We start from the raw sequence: 21,339 nt of genomic DNA on the forward strand, positions 1-21,339 counted from the left end.
CCGATGCGCCGCATGATGGCCGCGTTCATCGCGTTGATGCTGCTGGCTTTGCCTGCGGCCCACGCCGTCCAGCCCGACGAGATCATGTCGGACCCCGCCAAGGAATCGCGCGCGCGGGAGCTGTCGCGCGAGCTGCGCTGCATGGTCTGCCAGAACCAGTCGATCGACGATTCCGACGCCCCGCTCGCTCGCGACCTGCGGCTCCTGGTGCGCGAACGCATCGCCGCCGGAGACAGCAATTCTCAGGTGCTTGATTTCCTGGTGGCGCGGTACGGCGAGTTCGTGCTGCTGAAACCGCGCTTCGAACGACAGAATCTTCTGCTGTGGCTGCTCGGGCCGGTGCTGCTGCTCGGCGGGGCCCTGGCGCTGTGGCTGCAGATCCGGCGCCGCGCGCGAAGCGGTGCAGAGCGTACCGGCGGCGCCGCTCACGCCCGAGGAGGAGGCGCGGCTCGCTGCGTTGATGTCGGACGATGCCAAATCTTCCTGACGTCGAACCACAAAATGGAGCGGAGGCTGCGGCCGCTGCCGCGCGCTTCATGCTATTTTGACCTTTGTCTGGAAGCTTGTCGCGAGATCGATTCCAGCCTCCGAGTCCTCCCGATGTTCGCGAACAGCAATCTGACGATCCGCTTCCTGGTCGGCGCCGTCGTCGCTGCGTTATTGTTTCTGCTGGGCATCGGCGGCGGCACCGGCTTCATCGCGGTGCTCTATCTCAACAACGAGATCACCAGCCTGTCCTCGGACTTCGCCTCGCTGAGCGGCCCCGTGCGCGACCATGCCATGCAGATCTATCAGCAGGCGCAGACCGCGTTCTCCTGGTTCCTGGTCGCCTGCGGCGTGATCGCTATCCTTGCCGCCGCGATCTGCCTCACCACCTGGTTCGCCGTGCGCAACGGCATTCTCAGTCCCCTGGCGGCGATCGTGCATGCGATGCGCGAGGTCGCCGACCAGAAGTTCGAGACGTCCGTTCCCGGGCTCGGCCGCACCAACGAGATCGGCCTGCTCGCCGGTGCGCTGGAGGTGTTCAAGACCAACGGCCTCGAGCGGCGCCGCCTCTCCGAGCAGCAGCTGCACGAAGCGCAGCATCAGGCCGAGCGGTCGAAATTCCTAGACGACCGGATCAGGCGTTTCAACGATCTCGTCGCCAGCGTCGTCGACAGCGTGGCGTCGTCGGCCGTGCATCTGAAGACCAATGCCGAGACGCTGTCGCGGACGGCCAACGACACCAGCAGCAAGGCCAATGCGGTCGCGAGCGCCGCGAACCAGGCCAGCACCAGCGTGCAGACGGTCGCAGGATCTGCCGAGGAGATGACGAATTCGATCGGTACGATCAGCCGCCGCGTCACGGACGCGACCCAGCGCGCCGAGGGCGCGGCGTCCCAGGCGGAGAAGAGCCGCGATACCATCCACACGCTGTCGGATGCCGCCGACAAGATCGGCGAGGTCGTCCAGCTCGTGCAGGCGATCGCATCGCAGACCAATCTCCTGGCGCTCAATGCCACCATCGAGGCGGCGAGGGCAGGGGAGGCGGGCAAGGGGTTCGCCGTGGTCGCCTCCGAGGTGAAGAATCTGGCGCATCAGACCAGCAAGGCGACGGAGGAGATCACCTCCCATGTCGCCAGCATTCAGGGCATCACCGCGGAGACCCGCGGCGCGATCGACGGCATTTCCAGGACGCTGTCGGAGATTTCGTCCATCATGTCCGGCATCGAGATCGATACCGCCCAGCAGCGCAACGCCACGCAGGAGATCACGCGCAGTGCCCAGGACGCCGCGCGCGGCACCCTCGACGTCTCCAACCATATCGTCCAGATCACCTCGACCTCCGCAGAGACCGGCCGCATGGCCGCCGAGGCGCGCGATTCCGCGGTTGACCTGTCGCAGCAGGCCGAGACCCTGAAGCGCGAAGTCGACGAGTTCATCGTCAGTGTCAGGGCAAGCTGAGAGCGCCCAGAATTGCGTTCATGCGCCTTTCCAGGAACTCGGTTAAGTTCCTGTAAGACCACGATTTTCGGCATGCGCTAAACTGCCGCATCCACCTCATCTCTTCATTACGAAAGTTTAACCCCCCAGCCAGCGCACGGTAAGGCGCGAGCCCCCATCTTCAGGTCCGTAAGGTGCTGGCATCCAGCGCCAAAAGAATTCAAGGCCCTGGAGATTTCTGCATGACCGAACGTCCCGACCTTTCGAACCTTCCGTCGTACCGGCAGCCGCGCCGGTCGGTGTTCTCTGCGCGCAAGCTCGCGCTGATGGCCTCGGTCGTCGCCGGCCTCGGCGCGGCTGTCTACGGCTTCAGCCCTTCGACCTCGCCGGCCGACCTGTTCTCCAGCCCGGCGCACGCGCAGGTCAACAACGAGGTTCGTCAGGTTGAGCGTCCCGTCGGTTTTGCCGATATCGTCGAGCGCGTGAAGCCGTCGGTGATCTCGGTGAAGGTCAACATCAAGGAGAAGATCGCGAGCAGCGATGACGGCGATGATTCCTCCTCGCCGTTCCAGCCGGGCTCGCCGATGGAGCGCTTCTTCCGCCGCTTCGGCGGTCCCGATGGTGTCCCGGGCCTGAAGGGAGGCCGCGGCCGCGTCGTGCAGGGCCAGGGCTCCGGCTTCTTCATCTCGGCCGACGGCTATGCCGTGACCAACAACCACGTGGTCGACGGCGCCGACAAGGTCGAGGTCACCACCGATGACGGCAAGACCTACACCGCCAAGGTGATCGGCACCGACCAGCGCACCGACCTCGCCTTGATCAAGGTCGAGGGCGGCTCGAACTTCCCGTTCGCCAAGCTTGCCGACAGCAAGCCGCGGATCGGCGACTGGGTGCTTGCGGTCGGCAATCCCTTCGGCCTCGGCGGCACCGTGACCGCGGGCATCGTTTCGGCCAGCGGCCGCGACATCGGCAATGGGCCCTATGACGACTTCATCCAGATCGACGCGCCCGTGAACAAGGGCAATTCCGGCGGTCCCGCCTTCGATACCAACGGCGAGGTGATGGGCGTCAACACCGCGATCTACTCGCCGTCCGGCGGCAGCGTCGGCATCGCGTTCTCGATTCCGGCCAACACCGTCAAGAGCGTGGTCGCGCAGCTGAAGGACAAGGGCTCGGTCAGCCGCGGTTGGATCGGCGTGCAGATCCAGCCCGTGACCTCCGACATCGCCGACAGCCTCGGCATGAAGAAGGCCGAAGGCGCGCTGGTGGCGGAGCCGCAGGCCAACGGTCCGGCCGCCAAGGCGGGCATCGAGTCCGGCGACGTGATCACGGCGGTCAACGGTGAATCCGTCAAGGACGCCCGTGAGCTCGCCCGCACCATCGGCGGCATGGCGCCCGGCGCGACCGTGAAGCTCAACGTGCTGCACAAGGGCCAGGACAAGGTCGTGAACCTCACCCTCGGCCAGCTGCCGAACACGGTCGAGGCCAAGGCCGACACCGACAATGACAGCGGCAAGCGTGCCAATCGCGGCACCGACGTGCCCAAGCTCGGCATGACCGTTGCGCCCGCAAACTCCGTGGCCGGCGCCGGCAAGGAAGGCGTCGTCGTCACCGAAGTCGATCCGAAGAGCGCCGCGGCCGAACGCGGCTTCAAGGAAGGCGACGTGATCCTCGAAGTCGGCGGCAAGAGCGTGGCCACCGCGGGCGAAGTCCGTGACGCCATCAACGCGGCGCGGACCGACAACAAGAACAGCGTCCTGATGCGCGTGAAGAGCGGCGGCCAGTCGCGCTTCGTCGCGGTGCCCCTCGCCAAGGGCTGAGGCCTTAAGGAGGCCTACGAGATGAAGGGTATCGCCGGCATCAGTCGCCCCCGCCGCCGGTGCCCTTCGGGGAAGCAGCGCAACGCTGGCTTCCCCAGTCTACCTTCCGGTGGAATTACGCCCCCCTCCGTCGGAAGGCCTAGGGCGGTGAGGTCCCCCCAGCTTCACCGCCCGCCTTTTTCCTGCTTCGACACTCTCCCGCTCGGCTTGCATGCCGTTGCCGCTCGCGCCATGTTTAGAGAAGGTTGACCTCCTTGACCGCCGCCGAACGCACGATGCGCCTCCTCATCATCGAAGACGACCGTGAATCCGCCGACTACCTCGCCAAGGCGTTTCGCGAAGTCGGACACATTGCCGACCATGCCGCTGACGGCGAGGAAGGCCTCGCCATGGCAGAAAGCGGCGACTACGACGTGCTGGTGGTCGATCGCATGCTGCCCAAGCGCGACGGCTTGTCGCTGATCGGCGCACTGCGCGACAAGGGCAACACGACGCCGGTGCTGATTCTCTCCGCACTCGGGCAGGTCGACGACCGCATCAAGGGCCTGCGTGCCGGCGGCGACGATTATCTGCCGAAGCCCTATTCTTTCGCCGAGCTCCTGGCCCGTGTCGAAGTGCTGTCGCGCCGCCGCGGCGGCCCGGCGGAGGACACGCTCTACCGCGTCGGCGATCTCGAGCTCGACCGGCTGTCGCATCGCGTCGCCCGCGGCAAGGACGAGCTGACGCTCCAGCCGCGCGAATTCCGCCTGCTCGAATATCTCATGAAGCACGCCGGCCAGGTGGTGACGCGCACCATGCTGCTCGAGAACGTCTGGGACTATCATTTCGATCCGCAGACCAACGTGATCGACGTGCACATTTCGCGGCTCCGCTCCAAGATCGACAAGGGTTTCGAGCGTCCCCTGCTGCACACGATCCGCGGCGCCGGATACATGATCCGTGACGGCATTCGGTAAACTCGTCCGCACCACGGCGTTCCGGCTGACGCTGGTCTATCTGCTGCTGTTCGCGATGTTCGCGGCCTCGCTGCTGGCCTATTTCGCCTGGAACACGCGGCGGCTGATCACCGAGGAGATCACGCAGACGGTCAATGCCGAAACCTCGGAGATCAACGAGATCTACGGGCGCCGTGGCCTGTTTGGCCTCGTACGGACGATCGAATATCGGGCGCTGCGCCCGGGCGCGAACCTTTATCTCGTGACCACCCCGACCGGGCAGGCGGTTGCCGGCAATGTCGGCTCGCTCGCGCCCGGCGTGATGGCGACCCGTGGCTGGTCCGAGACCGCCTACCGGCGGATCGAGGATACGGATGATCGCGACCATCGCGCGCTCGTTCGCGTCACCGAATTGGAGAACGGCTTCCGCCTGCTGATCGGCCGCGACCTCGCCGAGCGGCGGCGCCTGTTCGGCATCGTCGCCAAGGCGGCGCAATGGTCGGTCCTCATCGTGGTCGTGCTTGGCCTCGCCGGCGGCATTTTCGTCGCGCGGAGGGTGCTGAGGCGCATCGACGCCATGACCGGCACGGCGCAGCGGATCATGACCGGAGATCTCAGCGAGCGCCTGCCCGTGGGGCGCAGCGGCGACGAGATCGATCGCCTCGCCGAGAACCTCAACGCCATGCTCGAGCGGATAGAGGCGCTGATGGCGGGCCTGAAGGAGGTTTCCGACAACATCGCCCACGACCTCAAGACGCCGTTGACGCGGCTGCGCAATCGCGCCGAGGAGGCGCTGGCGAAATCAGGCTGCGAGGCCGATTACCGCGCCGCGCTGGAGCGGACGATCGAGGAATCCGACGGGCTGATTCGTACTTTCAACGCGCTTCTGATGATCGCGCGCGCCGAGTCCGGACAGGCGCGCGGCAACATGGACGATTTCGACGCCGCCGATGTCGCCAATGGCATCCACGAGCTCTACGAGCCCCTGGCGGAGGACGACGGCATGACCTTGAAGGTGAAGGCCGATCCGACGCCGGTTCATGCCAATCGCGAGTTGATCAGCCAGGCGCTCGCCAATCTGGTCGAGAATGCGATCAAATACGGCAAGCCCGCTTCGCAGCCCGCGGGAACCGTGGTCAGCATGGATAGCCGGCAGATCACGATCGAGGCCCGGCGTGAGGGCGATCAGGTGCTGCTCAGCGTCACCGATCGCGGCCCCGGCATTCCCGAAGGCGACCGCAAGCATGCCGTCGAGCGATTCGTCCGGCTGGAGGCGAGCCGCACGCTGCCGGGCTCCGGCCTCGGCCTCAGCCTCGCCTCGGCTGTTGCCACGCTGCATGGCGGAGAATTGCGGCTGGGCGATGCCCATCCCGGTCTTGTCGCCACGCTGGTGCTGCCGGCGCGCGCGGGCGACAGGGTTGCTCCGTCAATGCCGGATGTGCCACAGAAGGTGGCATGAACCACTCCGCGCCGGGAAACGCGGACAAGCATGGTGAGAGGTTGGCCGCACGCTTCGCGGAGGCTCCCCATATTGCCGCTTCCACAACCGACGAACGACGTTTCGAAAGCTGGCTGGCCGAGCTCGAGCCGGCCCAATCGGCCCGTCTGGACGTGCTCCTGGGCCACCCCTTCGCCCGCAACATCCTGGCCGGGATCGCGGAATTCTCGCCCTATCTGTTCGATCTGGTGCGCGCCGATGCCCTGCGCCTGATCCGGCTGCTCGAATGCGATCCGGATACGCATCTCGCCGCACTGATCGCTGAGGCAAGGGGTGCGGTGCTCGCGGCACCTGACGAGGCCGAAGTGATGCGGCTGCTTCGCCGCATGAAGGCGGAGGCCGCGCTGCTGATCGCGCTGTGCGACATCGGCGGTGTCTGGCCGGTGATGCGGGTGACGGCGGCGCTCACCGATGTTGCTGTGTCCTCCGTGCAGGCGGCGCTGCAATATCTGCTGCGGCAGGAAGCCGCACGCGGCAAGCTCTCGCCGCCCAATCCGGAGGCGCCCGAAGAGGGCTGCGGGCTGATCGTGCTCGCGATGGGCAAGATGGGCGCGGGCGAGCTGAACTATTCCAGCGACATCGATCTGATCGTGTTCTTCGATCCCGATGCGACAACGCTGGCGGCGGACATCGAGCCGCAGCCGTTCTTCGTCCGTGTGACGCAGGGGATGGCGCGCATCCTCCAGCAGCGCACCTATGACGGTTACGTCTTCCGCGTCGATCTGCGCCTGCGGCCCGATCCGTCCTCGACACAGGTGGCGATCTCGCGGGACGCCGCGTTGCATTATTACGAGCGGGAAGGGCGCACCTGGGAACGCGCCGCGATGATCAAGGCGCGGGCCTGCGCCGGCGATCCCAGGGCGGGTGAAGCGCTTTTGGCAGAGATCGCGCCGTTCGTCTGGCGCAAGCATCTCGACTTCGCCGCGCTTGCCGACGTCCACGACATGAAGCGGCAGATGCAAACCTATCGTGGCCAGAGCGAGATCGCGGTCGAGGGACACAACGTCAAGGTCGGGCGCGGCGGTATCCGCGAGATCGAGTTCTTCGCGCAGACTCAGCAGCTGATTGCGGGCGGCCGCCATCCGGAATTGCGGGTGCGGCCGACGCTCGAGGCGCTCGACGTCCTCGCCTCCAGCAAGTGGATCACCTCTGCGGCGCGCGACGAGCTGACCACGGCCTACGAATTCCTGCGCCGGGTCGAGCATCGCCTCCAGATGATCGCCGACGAGCAGACCCATACGCTGCCTGAGGACGGGCAAGCGGTCGAGCGCTTCGCGTGGTTCTTCGGTTATCAGGATCGCGAAGCCTTTGCGCGCGACCTGTTGCGCCAGCTCCAGATCGTCCAGGGTCACTACGAAAAATTGTTCGAGGGCGACGATCCAACCGGAACGGCCAGGCTGCCGGCGCTCGACTACAGTGCGGGTCCCGACGATCCGCGCCTGCTCCAGCACCTGGTGACGCTCGGCTTCAAGAAGCCGGCCGCCGTCGCGCAGACCGTGCGCGACTGGATCACCGGCGACTACCGCGTATTCCGCAATGAGGCGACGCGAAGCGCCTTCGTCGAATTCGTGCCGGCCTTGATCGACGGTCTTGCCCACGCCGAGGAGCCGGATCGCGCCGTCGTGGCGTTCGATCATTTCCTCGGGGCGCTCCAGCGCGGCGGCCGGCTGATCACGCTGCTCGGCCAGAACCGCGATCTCGTCGCGCTGGTGGCGCTGGTGCTGGGGGCGGCGCCGCGGCTCGGCGAAATGCTGGCGCGGCAGCCGCAACTCATGGATGGTCTGATTGATCCGCGCTTCTTCGGCGCCATGCCCGACAGGCAGGAATTGTCGGGCCGGCTCGCGACCACCGTGCGAGACGCGGACTCCTACGAGGAATTTCTCGATCGCCTGCGCCTGTTCGGCCAGGAGAGCCTGTTCCTGATCGGCACGCGCATCCTGTCCGGCACGGTTTCGGCGCAGCAGGCGAGCACCGCCTTTGCCGATGTCGCCGAAGGAATCGTGCACACCGTGCATGGCCTCGTCGCCGATCGCTTTGCCGCCCAGCACGGCCGGATCAAGGGGCAGGAGACCGCGATCATCGCGATGGGCCGGCTCGGCAGCCGCGAGATGACGGCCTCGTCCGATCTCGACCTGATCCTGCTCTACGATTTCGACAGCGACAATCCGGACTCCGACGGGCCGAAATCGCTTCAGGGCGCGCATTATTTCGCGCGCTTCACCCAGCGCCTGATCAGCGCCTTCACGACGCGCACCAACTATGGCGTGCTCTATGAAATCGACATGCGCCTGCGGCCGTCGGGGCGCGCCGGTCCGGTCGCCTCGAGTCTCGTTTCATTCGCGGACTACCAGGCCACCGAGGCCTGGACCTGGGAGCACATGGCGTTGACGCGCGCCCGCGTGGTGTCGGCATCGCCCGAATTCCGGGAACGGATCGAGCGTGTCATCCGCGATGTCCTGACCCGCCGCCGCGATCCCGCAATCACGGCCAACGACGTCGCCGACATGCGGCGCGCGATCGCGCAGGAGAAGGGCGAGGCCGATTGCTGGGATATCAAGCATGCCGCCGGCGGCATGGTCGACATCGACTTCATCGCGCAATATCTCCAGCTCGTGCATGCCCACGACAAGCCGGACATTCTCGACGTCGGCACCATGCAGGTGCTGGAAAATGCATGCAGGCTCGGCGTGCTCGCGCAGTCCGAGACCGAGATCCTGCGTGCCGCGGCGCGGCTCTATCACGACCTGACGCAGATCCTGCGGCTTTGCGTCAGCGAGCGATTCAAGCCTGAGACCGCCGGCACCGACCTCCTGCGCGTGATGGCGCGCGCGGGCGACGCGCCGGACTTCTCGTCGCTGGAGGCGCGGGTGAAGGAGACCCAGACCGAGGTGCGGCGCGTGTTCAGGACGCTGCTGGAAGGGACGTCGCCTGCTTCAGCGAGGTGAGGGCCTCGCGCACATCGGGCTCGAGGCCCGCACCGCCGGCATCGAGATGGGCGAAGATCGCGCGCTTCATCCGGGGATCCCAGAATTTCTTGATGTGCTCGGCAATCCCCGGCACGGCCTTGTCATGGCCCTGGCTCCGGAAGAACGTGCCGATCTGGTTGGCCATGTAGATCAGGCGGTCAGGCGACATCGGCAACCTCCGTGGCATGGCGCGCGACGATCCGGCTGCCATGCGAGAATATTTCGAACCCGTCCTGCCGCGCGATCGCGATCAGCGTGATGCCGGCGGCTTCCGCCGTGCGTACCGCGAGCGCGGTCGGTGCGGACACGGCGACGATCACGGGGGCGCCGATCGCGGCCGTCTTCTGCACCATCTCCACCGAGACGCGGCTCGTCAGCAGCACCATGCCGCCGCGCGTATCCGCGCGGCTGCGCGCCAGGGCCCCGGCGAGCTTGTCGAGCGCGTTGTGACGGCCGACATCCTCGCGCAGCGCGACGATGCCGCCTGCGGGGGACCAGAACGCGGCGGCGTGAACGGCGCGGGTTTGCATGTTGATCGATTGCAGCGGCGCGATCGCCTGCATCGCCGTCATAATTTGCTCCGGCGTGAAGGTCTGCCCCTGCGGCACCACGGCCGCCGGCCGCACCGCCTCGGCAATGGACTCGATGCCGCAGATGCCGCAGCCGGTGGGTCCCGCGACGTGACGACGGCGTTCGCTAATGCGGGCAGCATCTTCCGATGCCAGCCATATCCGCAGCTCGATGCCGTCGTCGAGACGGACCACGTCGAGAGAGCGAATGTCCTCGACCGATCCGACGATGCCTTCGTTCACGCTGAAGCCGACCGCAAAATCCTCCAGGTTCTGCGGTGTCCCCATCATGACGGCGTAGGTGCCGCCATTATAGGTCAGCGCCAGCGGCGTCTCCTCGGGGATCAGCCGTGTCCCCTCTGATGCGATGCCATCACGCCAGATCTCGCGGTCGATGGCCTGGACCGGAACGTGCATGCGGTTACTCCGCGGCCTCGGCCGGTGCGATGCGGCGGGAGTGCCGCGCCTGCGCGTCATAGGCCTTCTGCCAGTCGGACGGGCCGTTCGACGGCGAGACCTGCACCGCCGTGACCTTGTATTCGGGACAATTGGTGGCCCAGTCCGAATAGTCGGTCGTGATGACGTTGGCCTGCGTGTCCGGATGGTGGAAGGTGGTATAGACGACGCCCGGCGCGACGCGGTCGGTGATCTCCGCGCGCAACGTGGTCTCGCCGGCACGGCTCTTCAGCCGCACCCAGTCGCCGTCGCGCACGCCGCGCTGCTCGGCGTCGTGCGGATGGATCTCGAGGCGGTCCTCGGAATGCCAGACGACGTTCTCGGTGCGCCTCGTCTGCGCGCCGACATTGTACTGGCTGAGAATGCGGCCCGTCGTGAGCAGCAGGGGATAGCGCGGGCCGGTGCGCTCGTCGGTCGCGACATACTCGGTCACGACGAACTTGCCCTTGCCGCGGACGAAGCCGTCGATGTGCATCACCGGCGTGCCCTCGGGCGCCTTCTCGTTGCAGGGCCATTGCACTGAGCCGAACTCGTCGAGCTTGGCGTAGGAGACGCCGGCAAAGGTCGGGGTCAGCGCCGCGATCTCGTCCAAGATCTCGGAGGGGTGATTGTACTTCATCTCGAAGCCCATGGCCTTGGCAAGGCCGATGGTGACCTCCCAGTCGGCCATGCCGTTCTTCGGCGTCATCACCTTGCGCACGCGCTGGATGCGGCGCTCGGCGTTGGTGAAGGTGCCGTCCTTCTCGAGGAAGCTCGAGCCGGGCAGGAAGACGTGGGCGTAGTTCGCGGTCTCGTTCAGGAAGAGATCGTGGACGATGACGCATTCCATTGCCGACAGCGCCGCCACCACATGCGAGGTGTTGGGATCGGATTGCAGGATATCCTCGCCCTGCACGTAGATGCCCATGAAGGTGCCTTCGACCGCGGCATCGAACATGTTGGGAATGCGCAGGCCGGGCTCCGGGTTGAGCTTGACGTTCCAGAGCGCCTCGAACTGCTCGCGCACCGCATCGCCCGAGATGTGGCGGTAGCCGGGCAACTCGTGCGGGAACGAGCCCATGTCGCAGGAGCCTTGAACGTTGTTCTGGCCGCGCAGCGGGTTCACGCCGACGCCGGGGCGGCCGATATTGCCTGTTACCATCGCGAGATTGGCGATCGCGATCACGGTGGTGGAGCCCTGGCTGTGCTCGGTAACGCCAAGGCCGTAATAGATCGCGCCGTTGCCGCCGGTCGCGTAGGTGCGGGCTGCCTCGCGCAGATCCTTCGGATCAACGCCGGTGAGGATGGCGGTGGCTTCCGGGCTGTTCTGCGGCTGGGCGACGAAGGCGGCCCATTCCTCGAACTCGCTCCAATCGCAGCGCTCGCGCACGAAGGCTTCGTTGACGAGCCCTTCGGTGACGATGACATGCGCCAGCGCCGTCATGACCGCGACATTGGTGCCGGGCATCAGCGGCAGATGCAGCGCCTTCACATGCGGCGATTCCACCATCTCGGTGCGGCGCGGATCGATCACGATCAGCTTTGCGCCCTGGCGCAGCCGCTTCTTCAGGCGCGAGGCGAAGACGGGGTGAGCGGAGGCGGGGTTGGCGCCGATGACGACCACGACATCAGTCTCCTCGACCGAGTCGAAGTCCTGCGTCCCTGCCGAAGTGCCGAAGGTGGTGGCAAGACCGTAGCCGGTCGGCGAATGGCAGACGCGGGCGCAGGTGTCGACGTTGTTGTTGCCGAAGCCGGCGCGGATCAGCTTCTGCACCAGATAGGTCTCTTCATTTGTGCAGCGGGACGAGGTGATGCCGCCGATGGCGTCGCGGCCGTATTTCTTCTGGATGCCGCGCATCCTGGCGGCGGCAAACGAGAACGCCTCGTCCCAGGACACTTCGCGCCAGGGATCCTCGATGCGCTCGCGGATCATCGGCTTGAGGATGCGTTCCTTGTGGTTGGTGTAGCCCCAGGCGAAGCGGCCCTTGACGCAGGAATGGCCGCGATTGGCCTTGCCGTCCTTGTACGGCACCATGCGTACCACTTCCTCGCCGCGCATCTCGGCCTTGAAGGCGCAGCCGACGCCGCAATAGGCGCAGGTGGTGACGACGGAATGCTCGGGCTGGCCGATCTCGATCACGGATTTTTCCGTCAGCGTCGCGGTCGGGCAGGCCTGCACGCAGGCGCCGCAGGAGACGCATTCGGAGCCGAGGAAGCTTTCGCTCATGCCGGGCGAGACGCGGCTGTCGAAGCCGCGGCCGGAGATGGTCAGCGCGAAAGTGCCCTGCACCTCCTCGCAGGCACGGACGCAGCGCGAGCAGACGATGCACTTGGAGGGATCGTAGGTGAAGTACGGGTTGGACTCGTCCTTCGGCATCCAATTGTCGTTGGTGCAGCCGTCCGTCCTGGCGGAAACGTGGTTCTCGCCTTCATAGCCGTAGCGCACGTCGCGCAGGCCCACTGCGCCGGCCATGTCCTGCAGCTCGCAATCGCCGTTGGCGCCGCAGGTGAGGCAGTCGAGCGGATGGTCGGAGATATAGAGTTCCATCACGCCCTTGCGCAGCCGCTTCAGCCGCTCGGTCTGGGTATGCACGACCAGGCCGGGCATCACAGGCGTGGTGCAGGAGGCAGGGGTTCCGGCGCGGCCCTCGACCTCGACGAGGCAGAGACGGCAGGAACCGAACGCGTCGACCATGTCGGTCGCGCAGAGCTTTGGAATCTGGTGGCCTGCATCCATCGCGGCGCGCATGATGGAGGTGCCCTCGGGCACCGTCACCTCCTTGCCGTCGATGGTCAGCGTCACCATCGTTTCCGATTTCGAGCGCGGCGTGCCGAAGTCGATTTCTTCGATCAGAGACATTGTCGTTCTCCTATTCCGCGGCCTGAAGCGTGGTCGGGACCGGCGCGAAATCCTCCCGGAAGTGCTTCAATGCGCTGAGCACGGGGTAGGGCGTGAAGCCGCCGAGCGCGCAGAGCGAGCCGAATTTCATGGTGTTGCAGAGGTCCTCGACGAGCGCGAGATTTTCGCTCACACGCTCGCCCTTGATGATCTTCTCGATGGTCTCGACCCCGCGGGTCGAGCCGATCCGGCAGGGCGTGCACTTGCCGCAGGATTCGATGGCGCAGAACTCCATGGCGAAGCGCGCCTGCCTGCGCATGTCGACGCTGTCGTCGAACACGACGATGCCGCCATGGCCGATCAGGCCGTCGCGCGCGGCGAAGGCTTCGTAGTCGAACGGCGTGTCGAACAGCGCGTGCGGGAAATAGGCGCCGAGTGGGCCGCCGACCTGAACCGCACGGACCGGACGGCCCGTGAACGTGCCGCCGCCGATGTCGTCGACGAGTTCGCCGAGCGTGACGCCGAAGGCGGTCTCGAACAGTCCGCCGTAACGGATGTTGCCGGCGAGCTGGATCGGCATCGTGCCGCGCGAGCGGCCCATGCCGAAATCGGCATAGGCCTTGGCGCCTTCGGCGAGGATGAAGGGGACGGCGGCGAACGACAGCACGTTGTTGATCACGGTCGGCTTGCCGAACAGGCCATGATGCGCCGGCAGCGGCGGCTTGGCGCGCACGATGCCGCGGCGGCCTTCGAGGCTTTCCAGCAGCGAGGTCTCCTCGCCGCAGACGTAAGCGCCGGCGCCGACGCGCACTTCGAGATCGAAGGCTTGCTTCGAGTCGCCGATATTGGTGCCGAGATAGCCGCCGCGCCTGGCCGCGACGATGGCCGCGTTCATCGCCTCGACCGCGTGCGGGTATTCGCTGCGGATGTAGATGTAGCCCCTGGACGCGCCGACGGTGATGCCGGCGATGGTCATGCCCTCGATCACCAGGAACGGATCGCCTTCCATGATCATGCGGTCGGCAAAGGTGCCGCTGTCGCCTTCGTCGGCGTTGCAGACGATGAATTTGCGGTCGGCCTTGGCCTGGGCAACCGTCTTCCACTTGATGCCGGTCGGGAAGCCTGCGCCGCCGCGGCCGCGCAAGCCCGATGCGGTGACTTCGTTGAGGATTGCATCCGATCCAAGCGAGAGAGCGCGCGCGAGGCCCTTGTAGCCGCCATGGGCGCAGTAGTCGTCGAGCGAGCGCGGGTCGATCACGCCGCAACGGGCGAAGGTGAGGCGGGTCTGGCGCTTGAGCCAGGGAATCTCGTCGGTCGCTCCCAGCCGCAGGAGATGCGGCGTGTTGCCGGCGAGCGCGGCGAGGAGCGAGGGCACGTCGGTCTCGGTGACAGGCCCGAAGGCGATCCGGCCCTGGGGCGTCGCTTACCTCGACCAGCGGCTCCAGCCAGTAGAGGCCGCGCGAGCCGGTCCTGACGATCTCCACTGCAACGCCGCGCTTGGCTGCGGCCTGCTCCAGCGCAAGGGCAACCTCGTCGGCGCCGACGGAAACCGCACCGGCATCGCGCGAGACGTACAGACGGATGCTCATCGCTGCGCCTCCGCAACCAGCGCATCGAGGCGCTTCTGATCGAGCCGGCCAATGAGGCGGCCATCGAGCATCGCAGACGGCGCAGTCGCGCACAGGCCAAGGCAGTAGATCGGCTCCAGCGTGACGCGATCATCGGCCGTGGTGTTGCCGAGCGAGATGCCGAGCCTTGCCTCGGCGCGCGCAGCCAGCGCGTCGCCGCCCGCGGCCTGGCAGGCTTCCGCACGGCACAGCTTCAGCACATGGCGGCCGGCCGGCTTGTGGCGGAAATCATGGTAGAACGTGAACACGCCATGGACTTCGGCGCGCGACAGATTGAGTGCCTTCGCCACCATGGGAATTGCCGCCTGCGGCACATGGCCGAACGCCTCTTGAAGCGCATGCAGGATGACGAGCGTCGCGCCTTCCTGCCCGGCATGTTCGGCGATGATCTCGGCGCCGCGCGTCTCGTCCCAATCATAAACCGCTGTCATTCGTCATTCTCAACCAGAGCGTTTCCTGCTCCCAAACTATTTCGAATCATTCGAAGATCAATAAAGCTGTCCCGTGCTGCGATTGCGAAGTCGGATCGATTGAAAGGCGCGATCACCTGATTTCAAATCGCAATCGAATCTGCTCCCGCAGGCGGTTTTTGCGTGTTGCGGAGGAGTGGGCGTGCTAGCTTGCATGCCACCACAGCATCCGAAGGGATAACCGGTTGATCGACAAGCTTGAACTGCTGCTGGCGCTGGCGAAGGAGCGGCATTTCGGACGCGCGGCGGAAGCCTGCGGCGTGACGCAGCCGACGATGTCGACCGGGCTCAAGCAGCTCGAGGAGATCCTCGGCGTGATGCTGGTCCAGCGCGGGTCTCGCTTCCAGGGATTTACCCCGGAAGGCGAGCGGGCGCTCGACTGGGCGCGGCGGATCGTGGGTGATGCCCGCGCGATGCGCGACGAGATCAACGGGCTGAAGCATCAGCTCTCGGGCGAGATCCGCATCGCCGCGATCCCGACCGTGCTCGGTATGGTCGCCTCGCTGACGACGCCGTTTCGCGCCAAGCATCCCGAGGTGCGCTTCCGCATCCAGTCCACCACCTCGTCCGAGGTGCTGGGGCTGCTCGAAAATCTCGAGGTCGATGCGGGGCTCACCTACATCGAGAACGAGCCGATCGGCAAGGTGCGAACCATTCCGCTCTACAACGAGAGCTATCGTCTGTTGACCGCGCCGGATGCGATGTTCGGCGACCGCGAGACGGTGACCTGGAAGGAGGTCGGCCAGGTGCCGCTATGCCTGCTGACGCCCGACATGCAGAACCGCCGCATCATCGACCGCGCATTGCGCTCGGTCGGCGCGGAGGCGACGCCGACGCTGACCTCGAACTCGCTGCTGGTGCTGTTCACGCATGTGAAGACGGGGCGTTGGGCGAGCGTGATGCCGGCCAAGCTCGCCGAGACGCTTGGCCTGTCCGATACGGTGCGTTCGATCCCGATCGTCGACCCCGATGTCAACTACAGCATCGGCATGGTGATCCCGCAGCGCGACCCGATGACGCCGCTGATCGCGGCGCTGGTCAATGTGGCGCGGGAAGTGGCGCCGACGCTGCAATTGTAGGGGCTAACGCGTCGGCAGCGTAGGTGGCACTTTCCCTGCGGCAGAGGTTCAGGCCGCCGCCGATATCCCGGACGCCGCCTTGATCGCGTCGCGCGGCAGGGTCACGCGCACGACGGTGCCGACCTCGAGCTTGGAGCGCAGCCGCATCGAGCCGCCGTGGAGCTGCGCCAGCGAGCGGGCGATCGCCAGGCCAAGGCCCGAGCCGTGATAGGTCTTGGTGAGCTGGCTCTCGACCTGCTCGAACGGGCGGCCGAGCCGCGCCAGCGAATGTGGCGCGATCCCGATGCCGGTATCGGCGATCATCAGCACGATCCTGTCGTCGAGCTGCCGGCTGCGCACCACGACGCGCCCGCCCTCGGGCGTGAACTTCACGGCGTTGGAGAGCAGGTTGACGATGATCTGCTTGGTCGCGCGGCGGTCGGCGATGACGGAGATGGGTTTTGCGATGTCGGCGTCGAGCGTCAGACGCTTGTCCTGCGCACGGCCAGTGACGACCCGCAGGGACTCCACAAGCGTCTTCGAGAGGTCGAGCTCTTCCATGTCGAGCTTCATGCGGCCGGCTTCGATCTTGGACATGTCGAGGATGTCGTTGATGACCTCGAGCAGATAGTGGCCGCTGGTCAGGATGTCCTGGCAGTATTCCTGGTATCTCTCGCTTCCGAGCTCGCCGAACATGCCCGAGCCCATGATCTCGGAGAAGCCGATGATGGCATTGAGCGGCGTGCGCAGCTCGTGGCTCATATTGGCCAGGAACTTCGACTTGGTCTGGTTGGCTTCCTCGGCGCGGGTCTTCTCGCGCTGGTACTTCTCGGCGAGGTCGGCGAGCTCGACCGCCTGGCGCTCCAGCGCGGCCTGCGAGCGCTTCAGGTCGATGACGGTGGCACGCAGGCGCAGATCGTTGTCGACCAGCTTCTGCTCGTGCTCCTTGATGCGGGTGATGTCGGTGCCGACCGAGACGTAGCCGCCGTCCTTGGTGCGGCGTTCGCTGATGTGCAGCCAGCTGCCGTCGTCGAGCTGCGCCTCGAAGGTGCGCGCGCCCGGGCCTTGGGCGGCGGTCTCGTTGTGGCGGGTGCGCACCTCTGGCATGCGGCCGACCTCGAGCACGGTCTCGTAGGAGGTGCCGGGAATGACGGCCGTATCGGGCAGCCTGTGCAGACGCTGGAAGTGCGAGTTGCAGAGCACGAGGCGATCGCTCGCATCCCACAGCACGAAGGCTTCCGGAATGGTCTCGATCGCGTCGCGCAGGCGGAGGTCGGCTTCCACGGTCCTTTCCGCGAGGCTCTTCTGCTCGGTGATGTCGACGGCGATCCCGATCAGGTGCACGCTGTCATCGGTCGCCCCGCGCGTCTTCTCGCAACGCACGCGGAGCCAGATCCAGTGGCCGTCGACATGCTGCATGCGGAAGGTCTGGTCGATGTGGTCGATCTCGCCGGAGATGAGCTGGTCGGCGATCGCGAACAGGTCGATGTCGTCGGACTTCACCAGCGCGTTGACCTCACCGAAGGTGAGGAGCTCGTGGCGGCCGTCGAGGCCGAGCATCGAGAACATCGACTGCGACCAGAAGATCCGGCCGCGCGACAGATCCCAGTCCCACAGCCCGCAGCGGCCGCGGTTGAGCGCGGTGTCGATGCGGCCGCGCACGGCGTCGTTGATGATGTCGCCCTCGCGGGCGCGGGTCGACTGCCAGTGGAAGGCGAAGCCGAGGATCAGGACGACGAAGCCGGTGGTCGCCGACAGCGTGACCGAGAGCGCGGCGTCCGAGCCCCAGATCGGCTCGTTGCGCTCCTGGATCACGGTGACGAAGCCCGGCAGCGACTTGATCTGCCGCGAGGTCGCCATCGCTGCGTTGCCGCTCGGCAGCGTCAAGTCGGAGACGTTGCCGTCGCGTGGCGGCGCCGCCATCAATTGCGCGGCCGTGATCGCATCGAGCAGGCGGTCGTTGCCGACGGAGTCGTTGTCGGCCGGGATGCGGGCGAGGATACGGCGGTCGACGCCGGCCGAGGTGACGATGACATGGCGGCCCGAGGCCGTGCCCCAGGACGGGATCAGATCCGGCAACAGTGCCGGCAGGCTCTCGATGTTCTTCAGCCGTTCCTGCCGCACCGAGGTGAGGCGGTCGATGCGCTCGGCGAGCAGGTCGGCGAGGGCCGAAATGTCGTGGCTGATCACCAGCCGCTTCTGCCGCGTCTGGTCGACCACCTGCACGAACGCGCCGAGGCAGATCGTGATCAGGAATGCGATGATGAGTGTCGGCACGGCGCGGCGCAGCGCCGGCTCCGCGATCAGGAGCCGATGATAGGCAGGTTTCGCGATCGATTGCGCCAATCCCTTGATCGAATCGGATTGGACGCATGCGTTCGCGGCGTCTGCACGCGACATGCCTTCGGCCCCCTGAAAACCAGCTTGCAACTGAAGCTCGGAAGCAGCCCCACGTCGCTTCCGAATCACACCGATTTGAATCCAGTTTTCGCGGGCTGTCGAGAGTCAACGAATCGTTAACGCGAAATTATTCTTATCCAACGCGCAGTTTGTGCATCGGGTGGCCGCAAACTCGCGGGCGGGAGGAGTCCGAAACGAGAACGTGCGACTCCCCGCACGTTCTGCATCACGCGCGTGGCGGTTCGGCGTGACTGATCACGCGCTTCACGCTCGGGAACGCACGCCGCAACGCGCGCTCGATCGCGTCGACATGCTCGTGCACCTTGATCACGCTCATCGACGGTGCCGCGCGGCAGTGGAAATTGACGATCTCGCCGGCGTCGGTGTTGCGGACCCGCACATTATGGATGTCGTGGATCTCGCCTTCGCCGGCGAATTCGGCCAGCGCAGCGGCGATGGTCTGCACCCGTTCCGGTGCGGCATCGACGCCGAACGGCAGTTCCGGTTCCAATGGCTCGATGTGAACGTCGACCTCGACGTCCTCGCCGAACTCCTCCTGGATGTTGCGCTCCAGCGTGTTCGCGACATCATGGGCGGCCTCGAGCTGCATGTCGGCATCGACCTCGAGGTCGATGCTGACGGTCAGCTTGGCGCCGAGATCGTGCACCGTGACATGGTGAACGGCGAGGCCCGAATTGTGCGCGATCACCATGATGCGGTCGCGCACGGTCTCGTTGTTGCGTGCGACGGGGACGGCGGTGAAGGTGAGGTCGGCGTCGCCGAACGCCTTGTCCACGGCGATTTGCGCGCTGCGCTTGATCTCCTCGACGCGGTCGATCGGATAGGTCCGCGGCACCTTTGCGATGGTGTCGATGAACGTGGTCGCTCCGACCATGCGCACGCGCAGCCGGTCGACGTCGATCACGCCCGGTACCCCGCGGATCGCGGCGGTGGCCTTCTCCTGGGCGCCTTCCGGGGCGCGGTCGACCAGCGTCTGCACGGTGGAGCCGGCCATGCGCAGTCCGAGCAGGGCGATCATCACGGCAACCGCTGCGGCCGCCGCCGCGTCGCCCCACCAGAAGCCGAGACCGGCGAGGATCAGGCCAACGATCACGGCGAACGAGCCCATCACGTCGGAGGCGAAATGCAGTGCATCCGCCGCCAGCGCCTGGCTCCTGGTCTCCCGCGCCGCGCGGTGCAGGGCGCGGGCGCGCCAGAGATTGACGGCGATGTCGAGCACCAGCACGACGAACGGCACGGCCGAAATGGTCGGCGGCGGGGTTCCCTCGCTCAGCCGGCTATAGGCCTCGACCAGGATGCCGCCGGCAAGCACGTAGAGCAGGGCGGTGACGCCGAGCGCGGAGACGCTTTCCAGCTTGCCGTGGCCGTAATGGTGCTCGTCGTCTGCGGGCTTGTCGGACACCCGCACCACCGCCCAGGTGATGATGGTCGCGACCAGGTCGATCGAGGAATGCAGGGCCTCGGAGATCAGCGCCAGCGAGCCGATCGCGATCCCGACCGCGAACTTGGCCACCGCCATGCCGCCACTGGCGAAGATCGAGATCGCGGCGACCGAGGTTTTGCTGTGCTGAGAGGTCATGGCGGGGATGTAGCAGGGCGTGGGTGAACATCAAGCGACGATCCACAACCGTAGTCGCGAGTGACTTGCAGGAGCGTATCCCCCCGACGCCGTCATGCCCGGGCTTGTCCCGGGCATCCACGTTCTTCTGCGCAAGGGGTAAAGACGTGGATGGCCGGGTCAAGCCCGGCCATGACGAGAGGAGAGAGCGTCGCTCCGCTCTTGTCTCACCGCCGCAACCTTCACAGCGTCACGACGATCTTCCCCAGATGCCTGTTCGCCTCCATGTGCTCGAACGCCTGATCGATATCGTCGAACGCGAACACCTTGTCGATCGGCAGCTGCAGCTTGCGCGATTCCACCGCGCCCCAGACGTCTTTGCGGACCTCCTCGAAGATCTCGCGGACCTCCTCGATGGTGCGGGTGCGGAAGGTGACGCCGACATAGTCGATGCGGCGGGCCGCATGCAGGTCGAAATTGAAGTCGGCGTGGGTGCCGCCGAGCCGGCCGACATTGACGATGCGGCCCTTGATCTTCGTCGCGGCGAGGTTCTGGCTCGCGACCTTGCCCGAGACCTGGTCGACGATGAGATCGACGCCTTCCCCGTTCGTCGCCTTCAGCACCTGGTCGACCCATTGGGGATCGGAGCTATCGACGGCGAGATCGGCGCCATGGTCCTTCAGCCGGCTGCGACGAGCGGCATCGGTCGACGAGCCGATCACGAGCTTTGCGCCCTTGAGCCTGGCGATCTGCATCGCCATCAGGCCGACCCCGGAGCTCGCGCCCTGGATCAGCACGCTCTGGCCCGCCTGCACTCCGCCGACGGTGACGACGGCGTTGTGCATGGTCGTGAGCGCGACGGGGAGAGTCGCGGCCTCCTCGAAATTCATGTTGGAGGGTGCGTGGAATAGCCGGCCGTGATCGGCCAGCGTATATTCGGCGAACGCCGCGCCGCCCGAGCCCATGATGCGGTCGCCGACCTTGACGCCTTTAGCATTCGGCCCAAGCTCGGCGACTTCGCCGGCCCATTCCATGCCGAGCACGGTGCCGACGCCGCCGGCCGCCCCATGGGCGTGCCCCTTGCGCATGCCGGTGTCGGCGCGGTTCAGGGCGCAGGCGCGGACGCGGACCAGCACCTGCGTGCCCTTGGGCTTTGGTTGAGCGACATCGGAAATCGTAGCGCCACCAGGGCCGTAGACGTAAGCCTTCATGAATTGCT

Annotated in this window: 13 protein-coding genes and 2 pseudogenes; 7 read left to right on the forward strand and 8 right to left on the reverse strand. The window is 66.2% G+C overall.

The features are described from left to right. The first annotated feature begins 3 nt into the window (after positions 1-3). The 6 genes and pseudogenes from ABIA42_RS07855 (at position 4) to ABIA42_RS07880 (ending at position 9,121) form a co-directional block, all read left to right on the forward strand. A pseudogene (locus tag ABIA42_RS07855) lies at positions 4-487 on the forward strand (cytochrome c-type biogenesis protein). Positions 488-600: 113 nt separating this feature from the next. After that, positions 601-1,944, forward strand: coding sequence for a methyl-accepting chemotaxis protein (locus ABIA42_RS07860; RefSeq protein WP_271528494.1), 1,344 nt, complete (start codon positions 601-603; stop codon positions 1,942-1,944). A gap of 221 nt (positions 1,945-2,165) precedes the next feature. Continuing rightward, complete coding sequence (locus ABIA42_RS07865) at positions 2,166-3,743, forward strand: Do family serine endopeptidase (RefSeq protein WP_271528493.1); 1,578 nt, start codon at positions 2,166-2,168, stop codon at positions 3,741-3,743. A 275-nt stretch (positions 3,744-4,018) separates the two neighbouring features. Further along, on the forward strand, positions 4,019-4,699 hold the full coding sequence (locus tag ABIA42_RS07870) for a response regulator transcription factor (RefSeq protein WP_035676010.1): 681 nt from the start codon (positions 4,019-4,021) through the stop codon (positions 4,697-4,699). Continuing rightward, positions 4,683-6,137, forward strand: coding sequence for an ATP-binding protein (locus tag ABIA42_RS07875; protein WP_271528492.1), 1,455 nt, complete (start codon positions 4,683-4,685; stop codon positions 6,135-6,137). The genes ABIA42_RS07870 and ABIA42_RS07875 overlap by 17 nt, the downstream gene beginning before the upstream one ends. Then, positions 6,134-9,121 carry a bifunctional [glutamine synthetase] adenylyltransferase/[glutamine synthetase]-adenylyl-L-tyrosine phosphorylase gene (locus tag ABIA42_RS07880; protein ID WP_370114435.1) on the forward strand — a complete coding sequence of 996 codons (2,988 nt, stop codon included), beginning with the start codon at positions 6,134-6,136 and terminating at the stop codon, positions 9,119-9,121. The genes ABIA42_RS07875 and ABIA42_RS07880 overlap by 4 nt, the downstream gene beginning before the upstream one ends. Here the strand turns inward: ABIA42_RS07880 and ABIA42_RS07885 are convergent. From ABIA42_RS07885 to ABIA42_RS07905, 5 genes and pseudogenes are all read right to left on the reverse strand, one after another. Next, a complete protein-coding gene (locus ABIA42_RS07885) occupies positions 9,078-9,311 on the reverse strand; it encodes a formate dehydrogenase subunit delta (RefSeq protein WP_370114433.1) in 234 nt (77 codons plus the stop codon). The genes ABIA42_RS07880 and ABIA42_RS07885 overlap by 44 nt on opposite strands. Continuing rightward, on the reverse strand, positions 9,301-10,128 hold the full coding sequence (fdhD, locus tag ABIA42_RS07890; RefSeq protein WP_370114431.1) for a formate dehydrogenase accessory sulfurtransferase FdhD: 828 nt from the start codon (positions 10,126-10,128) through the stop codon (positions 9,301-9,303). Before fdhD ends, ABIA42_RS07885 begins: the two co-directional genes overlap by 11 nt. 4 nt (positions 10,129-10,132) lie before the next feature. Beyond that, positions 10,133-13,006: a formate dehydrogenase subunit alpha gene (gene fdhF / locus ABIA42_RS07895; protein ID WP_370114429.1), complete on the reverse strand. Its 2,874-nt coding sequence runs from the start codon at positions 13,004-13,006 to the stop codon at positions 10,133-10,135. 10 nt (positions 13,007-13,016) lie between these two features. Further along, a pseudogene (locus ABIA42_RS07900) lies at positions 13,017-14,574 on the reverse strand (formate dehydrogenase beta subunit). Beyond that, positions 14,571-15,044: a formate dehydrogenase subunit gamma gene (locus ABIA42_RS07905; protein WP_370114425.1), complete on the reverse strand. Its 474-nt coding sequence runs from the start codon at positions 15,042-15,044 to the stop codon at positions 14,571-14,573. The pseudogene ABIA42_RS07900 and the gene ABIA42_RS07905 overlap by 4 nt, the downstream one beginning before the upstream one ends. Before the next feature lie 224 nt (positions 15,045-15,268). On the opposite strand from ABIA42_RS07905, the gene ABIA42_RS07910 reads away from it, so the two are divergent. Beyond that, positions 15,269-16,162 carry a LysR family transcriptional regulator gene (locus ABIA42_RS07910; protein WP_370114423.1) on the forward strand — a complete coding sequence of 298 codons (894 nt, stop codon included), beginning with the start codon at positions 15,269-15,271 and terminating at the stop codon, positions 16,160-16,162. A 48-nt stretch (positions 16,163-16,210) separates the two neighbouring features. On the opposite strand, the gene ABIA42_RS07915 is transcribed toward ABIA42_RS07910, so the two are convergent. The 3 genes from ABIA42_RS07915 to ABIA42_RS07925 all read right to left on the reverse strand — a co-directional run bounded on the left by ABIA42_RS07915 (position 16,211) and on the right by ABIA42_RS07925 (position 21,331). Next, positions 16,211-18,541, reverse strand: coding sequence for a PAS domain-containing sensor histidine kinase (locus ABIA42_RS07915; RefSeq protein WP_370114421.1), 2,331 nt, complete (start codon positions 18,539-18,541; stop codon positions 16,211-16,213). Between the two features lie 226 nt (positions 18,542-18,767). Beyond that, positions 18,768-20,141: a cation-efflux pump gene (locus ABIA42_RS07920; RefSeq protein WP_271528483.1), complete on the reverse strand. Its 1,374-nt coding sequence runs from the start codon at positions 20,139-20,141 to the stop codon at positions 18,768-18,770. Between the two features lie 221 nt (positions 20,142-20,362). After that, positions 20,363-21,331, reverse strand: coding sequence for a zinc-binding dehydrogenase (locus ABIA42_RS07925; RefSeq protein WP_271528482.1), 969 nt, complete (start codon positions 21,329-21,331; stop codon positions 20,363-20,365). Positions 21,332-21,339 lie beyond the last annotated feature (8 nt).

The organism is Bradyrhizobium sp. USDA 327, from assembly GCF_041262065.1.
Classification (GTDB): domain Bacteria; phylum Pseudomonadota; class Alphaproteobacteria; order Rhizobiales; family Xanthobacteraceae; genus Bradyrhizobium; species Bradyrhizobium liaoningense.

Excerpts from the sequence above, each read along its gene's own strand:
- ABIA42_RS07870 (WP_035676010.1), top strand. The coding sequence starts at position 4,019 with ATGCGCCTCCTCATCATCGAAGACGACCGTGAATCCGCCGACTACCTC.
- ABIA42_RS07860 (WP_271528494.1), top strand. The coding sequence starts at position 601 with ATGTTCGCGAACAGCAATCTGACGATCCGCTTCCTGGTCGGCGCCGTC.
- fdhF (WP_370114429.1), bottom strand. The coding sequence starts at position 13,006 with ATGTCTCTGATCGAAGAAATCGACTTCGGCACGCCGCGCTCGAAATCG.
- ABIA42_RS07915 (WP_370114421.1), bottom strand. The coding sequence starts at position 18,541 with ATGTCGCGTGCAGACGCCGCGAACGCATGCGTCCAATCCGATTCGATC.
- ABIA42_RS07905 (WP_370114425.1), bottom strand. The coding sequence starts at position 15,044 with ATGACAGCGGTTTATGATTGGGACGAGACGCGCGGCGCCGAGATCATC.
- ABIA42_RS07865 (WP_271528493.1), top strand. The coding sequence starts at position 2,166 with ATGACCGAACGTCCCGACCTTTCGAACCTTCCGTCGTACCGGCAGCCG.
- ABIA42_RS07880 (WP_370114435.1), top strand. The coding sequence starts at position 6,134 with ATGAACCACTCCGCGCCGGGAAACGCGGACAAGCATGGTGAGAGGTTG.
- ABIA42_RS07885 (WP_370114433.1), bottom strand. The coding sequence starts at position 9,311 with ATGTCGCCTGACCGCCTGATCTACATGGCCAACCAGATCGGCACGTTC.
- ABIA42_RS07920 (WP_271528483.1), bottom strand. The coding sequence starts at position 20,141 with ATGACCTCTCAGCACAGCAAAACCTCGGTCGCCGCGATCTCGATCTTC.
- ABIA42_RS07925 (WP_271528482.1), bottom strand. The coding sequence starts at position 21,331 with ATGAAGGCTTACGTCTACGGCCCTGGTGGCGCTACGATTTCCGATGTC.
- fdhD (WP_370114431.1), bottom strand. The coding sequence starts at position 10,128 with ATGCACGTTCCGGTCCAGGCCATCGACCGCGAGATCTGGCGTGATGGC.